The organism is Azospirillum baldaniorum (assembly GCF_003119195.2).
Lineage (GTDB): Bacteria > Pseudomonadota > Alphaproteobacteria > Azospirillales > Azospirillaceae > Azospirillum > Azospirillum baldaniorum.
Genome location: NZ_CP022254.1, coordinates 333,182 through 346,160, shown reverse-complemented (window position 1 = coordinate 346,160; position 12,979 = coordinate 333,182). Strand labels below are relative to the sequence as shown.

General features: G+C 68.4%; 11 protein-coding genes. 8 read left to right on the top strand and 3 right to left on the bottom strand.

From position 1 onward, the window contains the following. The first annotated feature begins 253 nt into the window (after window positions 1-253). Together Sp245p_RS15940 and Sp245p_RS15935 are read left to right on the top strand one after the other, a co-directional pair. The gene (locus tag Sp245p_RS15940) at window positions 254-1,333 is read left to right on the top strand and encodes a lytic transglycosylase domain-containing protein (RefSeq protein ID WP_014197091.1); all 1,080 of its coding nucleotides are present in this window, start codon (window positions 254-256) and stop codon (window positions 1,331-1,333) included. Window positions 1,334-1,600: 267 nt separating this feature from the next. Further along, window positions 1,601-3,550: a methyl-accepting chemotaxis protein gene (locus Sp245p_RS15935; RefSeq protein ID WP_129557179.1), complete on the top strand. Its 1,950-nt coding sequence runs from the start codon at window positions 1,601-1,603 to the stop codon at window positions 3,548-3,550. Window positions 3,551-3,589: 39 nt separating this feature from the next. On the opposite strand, the gene Sp245p_RS15930 is transcribed toward Sp245p_RS15935, so the two are convergent. Then, complete coding sequence (locus tag Sp245p_RS15930) at window positions 3,590-3,940, bottom strand: hypothetical protein (RefSeq protein WP_014197089.1); 351 nt, start codon at window positions 3,938-3,940, stop codon at window positions 3,590-3,592. Window positions 3,941-4,117: 177 nt separating this feature from the next. Between Sp245p_RS15930 and Sp245p_RS15925 the strand changes: the two genes are divergently transcribed. Continuing rightward, a complete protein-coding gene (locus Sp245p_RS15925) occupies window positions 4,118-5,110 on the top strand; it encodes a small ribosomal subunit Rsm22 family protein (protein WP_014197087.1) in 993 nt (330 codons plus the stop codon). 3 nt (window positions 5,111-5,113) lie between these two features. Here Sp245p_RS15925 and Sp245p_RS15920 read toward each other — a convergent pair whose 3' ends face one another. Continuing rightward, on the bottom strand, window positions 5,114-6,232 hold the full coding sequence (locus Sp245p_RS15920) for a DNA topoisomerase IB (RefSeq protein ID WP_014197086.1): 1,119 nt from the start codon (window positions 6,230-6,232) through the stop codon (window positions 5,114-5,116). A 145-nt stretch (window positions 6,233-6,377) separates the two neighbouring features. Here Sp245p_RS15920 and Sp245p_RS15915 point away from each other — a divergent pair, with 145 nt between their 5' ends. From Sp245p_RS15915 to Sp245p_RS15905, 3 genes are all read left to right on the top strand, one after another. Then, on the top strand, window positions 6,378-6,689 hold the full coding sequence (locus Sp245p_RS15915; protein ID WP_014197085.1) for a hypothetical protein: 312 nt from the start codon (window positions 6,378-6,380) through the stop codon (window positions 6,687-6,689). A 74-nt stretch (window positions 6,690-6,763) separates the two neighbouring features. Next, on the top strand, window positions 6,764-8,389 hold the full coding sequence (locus Sp245p_RS15910; RefSeq protein ID WP_109138673.1) for an alpha-glucosidase: 1,626 nt from the start codon (window positions 6,764-6,766) through the stop codon (window positions 8,387-8,389). Between the two features lie 167 nt (window positions 8,390-8,556). Next, window positions 8,557-9,663, top strand: coding sequence for a TRAP transporter substrate-binding protein (locus Sp245p_RS15905; RefSeq protein ID WP_014197084.1), 1,107 nt, complete (start codon window positions 8,557-8,559; stop codon window positions 9,661-9,663). Window positions 9,664-9,741: 78 nt separating this feature from the next. Here Sp245p_RS15905 and Sp245p_RS15900 read toward each other — a convergent pair whose 3' ends face one another. Then, complete coding sequence (locus tag Sp245p_RS15900; protein ID WP_109138672.1) at window positions 9,742-10,362, bottom strand: glutathione S-transferase family protein; 621 nt, start codon at window positions 10,360-10,362, stop codon at window positions 9,742-9,744. A 206-nt stretch (window positions 10,363-10,568) separates the two neighbouring features. Here Sp245p_RS15900 and Sp245p_RS15895 point away from each other — a divergent pair, with 206 nt between their 5' ends. Both Sp245p_RS15895 and Sp245p_RS15890 read left to right on the top strand, forming a co-directional pair. Beyond that, on the top strand, window positions 10,569-12,401 hold the full coding sequence (locus tag Sp245p_RS15895; RefSeq protein ID WP_014197082.1) for an extracellular solute-binding protein: 1,833 nt from the start codon (window positions 10,569-10,571) through the stop codon (window positions 12,399-12,401). Between the two features lie 18 nt (window positions 12,402-12,419). Beyond that, entirely contained in the window at window positions 12,420-12,827 is a 408-nt protein-coding gene (locus Sp245p_RS15890; RefSeq protein ID WP_014197081.1) for a response regulator, read from the top strand. Window positions 12,828-12,979 lie beyond the last annotated feature (152 nt).

The following is a 12,979-nucleotide window of genomic DNA, read 5'->3' as shown; positions in this document are numbered from 1 at the left end:
AAGTTTAGGGCGTGACAGGAATGGGTCTCTCGCCTGCATTCGCAAAGACGCCAACAGTGCCAAATGGGGCAGAAAAACGGCCAATACGGATGAACGGCATTTGCCTGAAAACCATTCCAATGGGCTATGAAAAAGGGAAAGGCCGTAAAATCAGGACATTACACCCGCCTTGTTGCTTGACAGCCGGCACCATTACATCGCAAAGAGAGGGTAACGCTTTCGATCTTTGTGCAACCAGCACGGACCCCTCCTCGTGGCTTATCGCGACTTCACCGCGGCCCGCGCCGCCGGTGCCGCCCTGATTCTCGCCCTCGGCTTGGCGGGTTGCGCCTCGAACGCTCCGGAAACGGCGGAGCTTGTCGTCAAGGCCCCGGAGGTGGCCGAAGTCCCGATTGATCCGAAGGATCCGCTCGGCCGCTGGGTCCCCCACATCCGCGAGGCGTCGGAACGGTTCGACGTGCCGGAGAAGTGGATCAGGGCCGTGATGATGCGCGAGAGCGGCGGGCGCTCCGTCGTGAACGGACGCACCATCACCAGCCATGCCGGCGCCATCGGGCTGATGCAGGTGATGCCCGGCACCTACGACATGATGCGCACGCAATATGGGCTGGGGTCCGATCCGTCCGATCCGCGCGACAACATCCTGGCCGGCACCGCCTATCTGCGGGAGATGTACGACCTGTTCGGCGCGCCGGGCTTCCTTGCCGCCTACAATTGCGGCCCGGCCTGCTACGCCTCGCACCTCGCCGGCAAGCAGCGGCTGCCGCGCGAAACCCGGATGTACATTGCGGCATTGACGCCGAATCTCCGCGGCGTGGCGCCCCGCGAACCGTCGCAGGCGGCGGGCGCCAGCGCGATCGAGGTCGCAATCGTTCCGGCGAGTGCCCCAACGTCCCAGCCCGTGGCGGTGGCCGCCAAGCCCGCCGCCAAGCCGGCGGCTCCGGAACCGATCGCCGTCGCCGCGGTGGTGCCGGAACCGGTGGCGCCGGTGCCGCAGACCCCGGCATCCCCGGCGCCAGTCGCCGTGGCCGCTCTGGAGCCCCGCCCGGCGCCGCTCGTGGTGGAGCCCATGGGGCGCGGCGAGGCCCGCCCGCCTGCGGAATTCGTCGCCGCCACCGACCGCGATGCGCCGGTTGCCGCCCGCTCCGGACGGACGCCGTCCCGGACGGTGGAAACCCTGGTCGCCGAGGCGATGCTGCCGCCCCACGCGGTCGGCAAGGGGGAACGGGTGGTCATCCGCTTCGTGTCCCAGCGCAGCGGCGGCTGCGGCAGCCTGGAGGGCCGGGACCGCGTCTGCGTCGCCCTGGCCGGAGGGGAAGGCGCCGGCCTGTAACGGCCTCGTCCGCTTCCATTGCACAGCATCCGCAACAACCAGATGCGGCGCCCACCGGACGGTCGGGCGCCGTCTTCGGTTTTCCACAATAGCCTCACATCCACGTCCCCGAGCATATAGGTACTCAAACAATAAAGTCCCGGAGGAGCCGCCCTGCGCAGCCCATCCGGAAGAACGAAGAGTTCGGGGGAACGCTGCGGATGAGGTGTGGAGATGGTATCCGGTGCAGGTGAACGGGCAAAACGCTCGACCTTTCAAGTCGTTGTGGTGGATTGTCTGATTGCGGGCGTCGTGGTGGCGGCTTTGGCTGTGTTCGGCGGCATGACCGCCATGGAAGCGACGCGCATCGCCGATGGCAACGCCGAGTTGGCGCAGCGGGTGGCCGAAAACCAGAGGATCGCGCTGGAGGCCGAACGGCTCGCCAAGCTGGGCGAGGCGGTGATCGTCAGTGGCGACGAGGCGACGCGCGGCGACGCGCTGGCAAGCCTGGACGCCCACGCCGCGCGGATGTCGGCCAACGCCGCGCCGGGGATTGCGCAGACGGTCGCCAAGGCGGTCGCGGCGAGCCGGGAGGCTGCGGCCATCGGCGCCAAGGTCGAGGCGCTGGACAAGAAATTCGGTTTCAACATCAGCCGCGCGGAAAGCCTGTCGGGCGACATCGCCCGCGGCCTGTCGGCAGCAATGCGCGCGACGACGCAACCGGCGGATGAGCAGGCGCTCGCCACGCTCTTCTCGACGATCCGCGACGCCAAGTTCCTGCTGACCCGCCTGCCGTCCCAGCTCTACCCGCCGGCGGTCGGCAACGACCTGCGCCAGTTCCGCGAGCACATGGCGAAGGCCATGGAGTTGCGCCGGCATCTGCCGTCCGCCGACGAGTTCGAGAGCGTCGCCGACGACATCGCGTCCTTCGCCGCACTCGACGAGGCCTTCGCGCAGCGCACCGAAACGCTGCGCCTGACCACCGACGCCCACGCCCACAACCAGGAGGTCCGGACGCTGGTCGACGGGCTGGTGCAGGGGATGAACGCCGCCTCCGACGCGGTGACCACGCGCAGCCAGGAGGGGGCGGCGGCGCTGACCGCGGTGCTCGACCGGCTGACACTGATCGCGCTGGGCGCCTTCGTGCTGATCGGGCTGATTGGCGGCCTGAACATGCTGCTGGGCTACCGCTTCATCATGCAGCCGGTGCGCGATGCCAGCCGGGCGCTCCAGGCGCTGACCCGTGGGGAGGGCGCGGTGCCCTTGCGCCCCTCGCCCCTGCGCGAGATCGCCGACATCCACGGCGCGGTCGAGGCCTTCCGCGACGCGCTGGACGCCCGCCAGCGGGCGGAGGAGACCCGCCGCGACCAGGAGCGGCGCGCCGAGGAGGAGCGCCGCGCCCTGATGACGGAACTGGCGGACGGGCTGGAGCGCACCGTGCAGGCGGTGGCCGGCTCGCTGTCCGTGGCAGCGGCGGACGTCACCGGCTCCGCCCGCGCGGTGGCCGGTATGGCGTCGGACACCGCCCAGCGCACCCGCGCCGCCGCGGACGCCGCCGGCACGGCGACCAGCAACGTCGGCGCCGTGGCCTCGGCCAGCGAGCAGCTCTCCGCCTCCATCGACGGGATCGGGCGGCAGATCGCCCAGTCGCGCAGCGTGGCGGAGGACGCCGTCGCCGAATCCCAGCGCGCCGACGGCCTGACCAAGGGCCTGTCGGAGTCCGCCCAGAAGATCGGCGAGGTGGTCGCCATCATCACCGCCATCGCCCAGCAGACCAACCTTCTGGCGCTCAACGCCAGCATCGAGGCGGCGCGGGCCGGCGACGCCGGCAAGGGCTTCGCCGTCGTCGCCACCGAGGTGAAGGCGCTCGCCTCCCAGACCGCCTCCTCGACGGAGGAGATCGCCACGTTGGTCCATGGCATCCAGCAATCGACCGTGGGGGTGGTGGACGCCATCGCCCGCATCGGCTCCACCATCGCCCTCATCGGCGACAGCGTGTCCGGCATCGCCGCTGCGGTCGAGCAGCAGCGCCAAGCGACCTCGGAGATCACCCACAACGTGCGCATCGTGGAGTGCATGAACACCGATGTGTCGTCCAACATCGGCGATGTCAGCCGCGTGGCGGTGGACACCGGGCGCTCCGCCGACGCCATGATGGGGGCTGCCGACCGCCTGTCGGAGCTGGCCGGAACCCTGAACGGCGCGGTGGACGATTTCCTGCGGCAGGTGCGCGCCTGACGCTGGTTCTTCAGACCGGAGCGCTTTCCGGCGCTCCGGTCATCGGATCTTCGAGCGGTCGCCCTTGTGGGTTTCCAGATACGCTTGCAGCTTGGGATCGTCGAGAACGGGCTTTCCATCGACGCCGTAGATCAGGCAGGGAACGCCCTTCGAATTGGCCTCGCAGATGCTGATGGCGGTGGATTCCGAAGGCCCCGCGCAGCCGCCGAACTCCGGGCAGTAGACGATTCCGACGGCGCGGCCATTCTCACTGACCGCAAAGGCCTTGGCGTGGGGGATGGCGGCCCAGTCGGCAAAATACTGCATGGCCGCGGGAGCCATGCGGATGGGCTTTTGTGCGTAGGTGGTCTGGCAAGCGGCAAGCATCGTGACGCAGGTCACGAGCACCATGGCGTTTATTTTCACAAAGCCTCCTTCGCGCACATCTAACCTATAGAAGAATATTAGTTATCTTATTCTCCTTATGGGCGCAACGCGCGTGATGCCTGTCCGCGCATTGTCCGTTTCCGAACGCCCGCGCGGCGTGCTAACAGGCGGAACGAAACCACGCCTGCCCCTTCCGGACTCATGGAACTCCCCCCCTCGCTCCGCCACGCGGTGGACCGCGCGCTCGACGGCATCGCCCTGTCCGATCTGAAGCGCGCGGCGGACCGCCTTTCCCAACGCTACCGGGCGGAGGTGCGGGACGGGCATTTCCACCTGTCGGACGATCTGGCGGCGCGGGCCTATCTCGCCACCCGTCTGCCGGCCACCTTCGCCGCCGTCCGCTCCAGCATGGAAGCGGTGGCCGAGGCGTTTCCCGACTTCGCGCCGGTCACCGCCCTGGACGTCGGGGCCGGGCCGGGAACCGCGTTGTGGGCAGCGTCCGACTGCTGGGCCAGCCTGGACGACGCCCTGCTGATCGAGGGCAGCCCGGCCATCCGCGCGGTCGGCGAGACGCTGTCGCAAGCGGCGGCGCCCGCGCGGATCGCATGGCGGGCCGGCGACGCCACGGGTGACCTGCCCGGTCTGGAGCCGCGCGATCTGGTGACTCTGGCCTACGTTCTGGACGAACTGGCGGAGCCGGCGCGCGACCGGCTGGTCGACCGGCTGTGGTCGCTCACCGCCGGGACGCTGCTGATCGTCGAGCCCGGCACGCCCGCCGGCTGGGCGCGGATCATCCGGGCGCGGGAACGGTTGGTCGCCGCCGGCGCCCATCTGGTGGCGCCCTGCGTGCACAGCGCCGCCTGCCCGCTGGCGGCACCGGACTGGTGCCATTTCTCCCGCCGGGTCGCCCGGTCCCGCCTGCACCGCATGGCCAAGGGAGCGGAGGTGCCGTGGGAGGACGAGAAGTTCGTCTACATCGCTGCCTCCCGCCAGCCCGGCATCCGCCGCCCCGACGCCCGCATCATCGCGCCGCCCTGGAGCGCGGGGAACGGACGCATCGGTTTCAAGCTCTGCGGCCGGGACGGCACCCGGACGGAACGAATTCTCGGCAAGCGCGACGGCGCCGCCTTCAAGGCCGCGCGCCGGCTGGACTGGGGCGATGGCCTATCCACCCCGGACCAGCCGGAGTCTTAGGCCCTATGCCGCGCGCCGCCGCCGGCTCTCGCTGGCGCGGGAGCGGCGTTCGCGCTCCAGCCGGCCGCGCAGGAAGGCCAGCACGGCGGCCTCCTCGGCCTCCAACTCGGGAAGCTCCTCGCGCAGCTCGGTCTCGACCTCGCGGGTCAGGGAGTCCAGCAGGTTGCCCTCCAGATAGGCGTCCAGAATCTCGGGATGGACGTAGCTCTTGCGGCAGACGCTGGCGGTGTTGCCGAGACGGGCGGCCACCTGCTCGATGGCGTGGGTGACGTTGCGCTTGGCCTTGGCGGCGTTGTCGAACGTCTCGAACTCCCGCAGCGCCATGGCGGCCAGAACGGTGCCGGCCCAGGTGCGGAAATCCTTGGCGGTGAAGTCCTGGCCCGTGGCGGCGCGCAGATACTCGTTGACGTCGCCGGAACTCACCGCGTGGCGCTGCCCGTCGCGGTCGACATACTGGAACAGCTCGTCCCCGGGGACATCGCGGCAGGCGCTGACGACGCGGGCGAGGCGGCGGTCCTTCAGCGCGACGTTCCATTCCTTCCCGGACTTGCCCTTGAAGGTGAAGCGGATTTCCGATCCCTCGATGTCGGCGTGGTCGTCGCGCAGGGTGGTCAGTCCGTAGCTGCTGTTCTCGCGCGCGTAGCTTTCGTTGCCGACGCGGATCAGCGTGGTCTCCAGCAGCCGCACCACGGCGGCCAGCACCTTTTCCCGCGGCAGGCCACGGCGGGCGAGGTCGCCGTCCACCTGACGGCGGATGGCGGGCAGGGCGCGGCAGAAGTCGAGCATGCGCCCGAATTTGGTGCCCTCGCGCATCTCGGTCCAGCGCGGGTGGTAGCGGTATTGCTTGCGCCCGCGCGTGTCGCGGCCCGTGGCCTGGAGGTGGCCGTCCGGGTCCGGGCAGATCCAGACGCCGCGGTAGGCCGGGGGGATCGCCAGCTTGCGGATGCGCTCCAGCGTGTCCTCCTCGGTCACGCGCGTGCCGTCTGGCCAGCGGTAGGAGAAGCCCTTGCCGGCGCGGCGTCGCCGGATGCCCGGCTCGTCGTCGCAGACATAGCTCAGCCCGGCGCAGGCCGCGGCCTCTTCCGCCTCGGTGCGGGGATCGGTGACCGTCGCTCCGTCCATGCTGGTATCCCCATCGCTTGCCAGCCCATCGGCTGCCAGCGGGAAACATTGGCGCCGGCTTTTGGTTGCATGGTTGCGGCGGGCGCGCCGTTCGGCAACCATGGCCCCGGCTGTGAGGCCCGCCGGCATTGAAGGGAAGAGGACGATGGAAGAGACCAAGCTGACCGCCGCCCTGCCGAACCTGGACATCCAGATCCTGCACCGGGACGACCCGGAGCGCGGGGCCGAGACGATCGCCATCCAGATCACCGCCACGCCGTCCTTCGACGCGCTGCGCGGGATGATGGGGCCGGCGCTGCTGGCCTCGGCCAACCCGCTGCTCAACCCGGCCCTCGCCAACGCCAACCCGATGCTGGCGCTGTGGATGACGCCGATGCGGATGTGGAGCGACGCCGTGCGGCAGGCCTGGGCGCCCTGGCTGCGCCTGACGTCCTCGCCGGACGGTCGGAAGCCGTGACCAAAACCGGCCCGGTAACCGATCGTTAGGGCTATGGGGGGACCCTTTCCACGAGTCTCTTGTGGAGGGTCCTCATGTCCCAGGCGTCTTCGTGGCTGCGCGGTGCCGCGCTGTATCAGATCTATCCCCTCAGCTTCCTCGACCGGAACGGCGACGGCTGGGGCGATCTGGACGGCGTGCTGGACGGCCTCGGCCATGTGGCGTCGCTCGGCGTGCAGGGGGTGTGGATCAGCCCCTTCTACCCGTCGCCGCAGAAGGACTTCGGCTACGACATCACCGATCATCGGGCGGTCGACCCGCGCATGGGCCGGCTGGAGACGGTGGACCGCATCATCGAGGCGGCGCACGGCCACGGGCTGAAGGTGATCCTGGATCTGGTCTGCGGCCACACCTCCGACGCGCACCCATGGTTCAGCGACAGCCGCCGGTCGCGCGGGGGGGAATTCGCGGACTGGTACGTCTGGGCCGACCCGCGCCCCGACGGAACGCCGCCCAACAACTGGCTGTCGGTGTTCGGCGGACCCGCCTGGACGTGGGAGCCGCGGCGGCGCCAGTATTACCTGCACCATTTCCTGTCCAGCCAGCCCGCCCTGAACCTGCACGACGAGGCGGTGCTCCAGGCGCTCGCCGACACCGCGGCCTTCTGGCTGGAGCGCGGGGTGGACGGCTTCCGCATCGACGCGGTGGACTTCTTCGCCCACGACCCGCAGCTCCGCTCCAACCCCGCGGCGGCCTGGAACGGGGTGGAGCCGCCGGCCAAGCTGTTCGCCCTGCAACAGCATCTCTACGACATGATGCATCCGGCCATTCACACCGTGCTGGCCCGCCTGCGCGCCGTGGTCGACCGCTATCCCGACCGGGTGCTGCTGGGCGAGCTGTCGAGCCAGCCGGGCGCGGCGCGGCGCATCGCCGCCTATTGCGGGGCGCAGGGGCTGCACGCCGCCTACACCCTGTCGCTTGCCAAGCAGCCTTTCACCGCACAGAACTTCGCCGGGGCGCTGAGCGGAACGCCGCAGCCGGAAGCGATCTGCTGGAGTTTCTCCAACCATGACGTCGAGCGCGCCGCCAGCCGCTGGCTGCCGCCCGGCGCCGATCCGGAGCGCTTCAACGCCCTGCTGGCCACCCTGTTCGCCACGCTGCCCGGCACCGTCTGCCTCTACCAGGGGGAGGAGCTGGCGCTGCCCAACGCGGTGCTGGCGCCGGAGGAGCTGCGCGACCCCTTCGGCATCGCCTATTGGCCCGACTTCCAGGGGCGCGACGGCAGCCGCACGCCGATGCCCTGGCGGTCCGGCGCTGCTAACGCCGGTTTCTCCAGCGCGGTCGAGACCTGGCTGCCGGTGGCGGAACCCCACCACGCCCTGGCGGTGGACGCGCAGGAGCGGCGCACCGGAAGCCCGCTGGACGTCTGGCGGGACGCCCTGCGGCTGCGCCGTCGCCATCCGGCGCTGACCCAGGGCGGCGTGGCGGCGGTGGAGGAGGCCGGCAGTGTCCTGGCCTTCGAACGCGCGACGGACGGCGAGGAGCTGCTGGCCGTCTTCAACCTGTCCGATCGGCCGGCGGAATATGCGCTGAAGCGCAAGCCGCCGATGGCGGCGCTCGACCTGCCGCGCCCGCCGGGCGCGCCGGTTCCCGAGGTCACCGCCGACGGACGGACGCTGGTCCTGCCGCCACTCTCCGCCTTCCTGGGGCGGCGCGGCTGAGGCGATCGCCTAATCCGTAGGACCATGGTAGACCTGTCATGCGCATTTGTGCGATGAATCGGAACGAAAACGCTGCTTTGTTACAGTTGTGAAAATTCCCTCGCAACAAGTGGTCCGACGGGCCGCTTGAAACGAAAAGGGAAGGCGGAGTCCACGGGAGAAGAATCGTGAAAAGACGTGCGTTTCTGAAGTCGGCGGGTGCGGGCGCTGCGGCCGCGGGTGCGGGGCTGGCGGTGGCCGGCGTGGCCGCGCCGGCCATTGCGCAGTCGCAGCCGGAAATCCAGTGGCGCCTGGCATCGAGCTTCCCGAAGAGCACCGACATCCTGTTCGGCGCGTCGGAGCTGATCGCCCGCCGCGTCGCCGAGAGCACGGACGGCAAGTTCCAGATCCGCGCCTTCCCGGGTGGTGAGCTGGTGCCCGGCCTCCAGGTGCTCGACGCCGTGCAGAACGGCTCGGTCCAGTGCGGCCACACCTGCGGCTACTACTATGTCGGCAAGGACCCGACCTTCGCCTTCGACACGGCCATTCCGTTCGGCCCGAACGCGCGCCAGACCACCGCCTGGTTCCAGGCCGGCGGCCTTGATCTGATGCGCGCTTTCATGAAGAACCACAACGTCATCCAGTTCCCGGCGGGCAACACCGGCGCCCAGATGGGCGGCTGGTACCGCAAGGAAATCAAGACCGCCGCGGACTTCCAGGGCCTGAAGATCCGCATCGCCGGCATCACCGGCCAGATCATGTCGAAGATGGGCGCCACCCCGACCCAGATCGCCGGCGCGGACGTCTATCCGGCGCTGGAGAAGGGCACCATCGACGCGACCGAGTTCGTCGGCCCCTACGACGACGAGCGTCTGGGCTTCCATCAGGTCGCCAAGTACTACTATTACCCGGGCTGGTGGGAAGGCGGGCCGAACGTCTCGCTCTACGTCAACCTGCAGGAGTGGGAGAAGCTTCCCAAGTCCTACCAGTCGATCCTGACGGCCGCCTGCGCCGAGGCGAACACCTATATGATCGCCCGCTACGATTCGGAGAACGCCAAGGCTCTGAAGCGTCTGGTCGCCAAGGGCACCCTGCTGCGCGCCTACCCGCGCGACCTGATGGAGCAGGCGCACAAGATCGCCTTCGAGTATTACGACGAGCTGGCGAAGACCAACCCGAACTTCAAGACGATCTACGAGAGCTGGAAGCCGTTCCTCGACGAGACCCAGCTCTGGTTCCGCGTCGCCGAGCTGCCCTACGACAGCTTCGTCGCGTCCGCCGGTACCAAGAAGTAACCGGCACCGAGAAGTAAGAGCGTTCGCTTGAACGGGGGCCCCCATCCGCGCCGCGGGTGGGGGCCTTTTCTTTTGGGATCAGCCGACGTCCGTCTGCGGCATCAGCGCCATCTGGCGCTTGGCGCCGGGCTGGGCCAGCACGCGGGCGTGCCACGCCTGGACGTTGGGGTAGGTGGCGATGTCGATGTTCGCCTCCTCCACGAGGTCGATCCACGGGAAGGCGAAGATGTCGGCGATGCTGAGCCGCTCGCCCTCGATGAAGGTCCGCCCCGCCAGATGGCGGTCGAACTGGGCGAGCCCGCTGGCCGCTGCGGCGTCGATCCACGGCAGTGCGTTGGCGTCGCCGTTGAACTTGCGCACCGCGCGGGCGCGCTGGACCGGCAGCAGCACGTCGGCCAGCCAGGACAGCCACTCCGCCAATCTGATCCGTTCCGCCTCGTCCCGTCCACCGAACCGGCCGGTCTTCTCCGCCAGATAGGTCAGGATGACGCCCGATTCAGAGATGCTGAGGTCGCCGTGGACCAGGGTCGGCACCCGGCCGAAGCGGTTGATGGCGAGATAGTCCGCGGACTTCTGCTGGCCGCCGCGCAGGTCGACATGGCGGTAGGCGTAGGGCACGCCGGCCATCGACAGGAACAGAACGACGCGGGTGGCGGGCTGCGAATTAAGATTGCCGTAGACGGTGAATTCGGCGGACACGGTCGAAGAACCCTCCATGCTGGTCGCGCTTGGTCGCGCGGATTGCTGAAAACCATGACCGCAAGCCCACCGGGACACCAGAGCAAATCACGGGGCGCGATGCCGCGGGGTGAGGGAGGGGGTTTCGCACCGCTTTACCCCACCCACATGTTATCAGAGCGGAACCGGGGCCGAACGCCCTGGAACGAACGATGGGAGGATGGGGCATGCGCCGTGTGGCCGCTGGACTGTTGATGGGGCTGATCGCCGCCGCCGCCGCCGTGGCCGGACCGGCGGGCGCGCAGCCGCAGCATGGCATGGCGCGGCACGGCATGGCGCTGTATGGCGAGCCGAAATACGGGCCGGACTTCCGGCATTTCGATTACGTCAACCCGGACGCCCCGAAGGGCGGCAAGGTGACCCTCCAGGCCATCGGCTCCTTCGACACGCTGAATCCTTTCACGCTGCGCGGGGTGCCCGCGGCGGGGGCTACGCTGATCTACGACACGCTGATGACCGGGTCGGCGGACGAGCCCTTCACCGAATACGGCCTGCTCGCCGAAAGCGTGGAGATGCCGGAGGACCGCTCCTCCATCACCTTCAACCTGCGCTCCGGCGCGCGGTGGCACGATGGAAAGCCGGTCACCGCCGAGGACGTGGTGTTCTCCTTCACCATCCTGACGGAGAGCCATCCCTTCTACCGCAGCTATTACGGCGCCGTGGACAAGGTCGAGGCGGACGGAGAGCGTCGCGTCCGCTTCACCTTCAAGCCGGGCGACAACCGCGAGCTTCCGATGATCGTCGGCCAGTTGCCGGTGCTGCCGAAGCATTACTGGGAGGGCAAGGACTTCCAGTCGACCACGCTGGAGCCACCGCTGGGCAGCGGTCCCTACCGCATCGCGTCCTTCGATCCGGGCCGCGGCATCACCTATGAGCGGGTCGCCGACTATTGGGGCAAGGACCTTCCGGTGAATGTCGGGCGGAACAATTTCGGGAGCATGGCCTACGAGTATTACCGGGACGCCAGCGTCGCCCTGCAGGCCTTCCGCGGCGGGCTGTACGACTTCCGCCAGGAGAACGTCGCCAAGACCTGGGCCACCGGCTACGACTTCGACGCCGTGCGCGACGGCAAGGTGGTGAAGGAGGAGATCGCCAACGAGGTGCCGGCGGGCATGCAGGGCTTCGTGTTCAACACGCGCCGCCCGGTCTTTGCGAACCCCAAGGTGCGTCAGGCCATCGCCTACGCCTTCGACTTCGAATGGACGAACCAGACCCTGTTCTACGGCGCCTACAAGCGGACGGAGAGCTATTTCGAGAACTCACCGCTCCAGTCCAGGGACCTGCCCCAAGGCCGCGAACTGGCGATTCTGGAACCGCTGCGCGGGAAAATCCCCGCCGAGGTCTTCGAGAAGACCTACCATCCACCCAGCACGGAGGGCCAGAACGGGCTGCGCCGCAACCTCCTGGAGGCCAAGCGGCTGCTCGACGAGGCGGGGACGGACGTGCGCAACGGCGTGCGGGTCGACGTCGCGACCGGCACGCCGCTGGACTTCGAAATCCTTCTGGACAGCCCGACCTTCGAGCGGGTGACGCTGCCCTTCATCGAGAATCTGAAGCGGCTCGGCATCCGGGCCAGCATCCGCACGGTGGACACCACCCAGTACGAGAACCGCACGCGCGACTTCGATTTCGACATGGTGGTCCATGTCTGGCCGCAGTCCCTGTCGCCGGGAAACGAGCAGACCGGCTATTGGGGATCGGCCTTCGCCGACCGTCCGGGAAGCCAGAACATGGCCGGTGTGCGCAGCGAGGCGGTCGATCATCTGATCGGCGAGATCGTCCGCGCCAACAGCCAGGAGGATCTGAAGGCCGCGGTGTCGGCCCTGGACCGGGTGCTGCTGTGGAACCATTACGTGGTGCCGCACTGGTACTCCGGCGTCTACCGCGTGGCCTATTGGAGCCGCTTGAAGCGCCCCGACACCGTACCGCCCTACTCGATCTCCTTCGACGCCTGGTGGCTGTCGGACGCCTCGTCCGCCGGCCCTGGCAAAGCGCCGTGACGACGCGGGACGGCTGCCATGAGTGTTCAAACGCTGACTGCGACGCGGCGGACCATCCTCGTCGTTGATGACAACGCCCTGATGCGCAAACTGCTTGTCCGTTGCCTGGAAGAGGGTGGCCACCGCGTTGTGGAGACGGATGATCCGCGGGGCGTGCTCGACCTGATGCGCGCGTTGAAGCCCGATCTCGTGATCATGGACGTGGTGATGCCCGGCCTGTCCGGTGTCGAGCTGGTTCGGCTGATCCGCGCCGACCGGGCTTTGGCGCGCACGCTGGTGGTCGCGGTCACCAACCTGTCGACGCCCACGGACATGCTGCGCTTTTCCAAAGCCGGTTTCGACGGGCATGTGCCCAAGCCGATCCAGCCGAAGGACTTCCTGGCGACGATCACCCGCTATCTGGACGGTAAGGGGGACCGGATATGAAATCCCTTTGAAAACAGTCTGTTGAGGAATTCTCATCAGGTATCACCCTAAGAATAAGAACGGCCGACTTTCTTATTCAGAGGTGTGAGAAAATGACCTCAGTCATTTGAAAAGAAAAGATTTTATCGGCTCGCGCAGAGTTATGCCCAGTC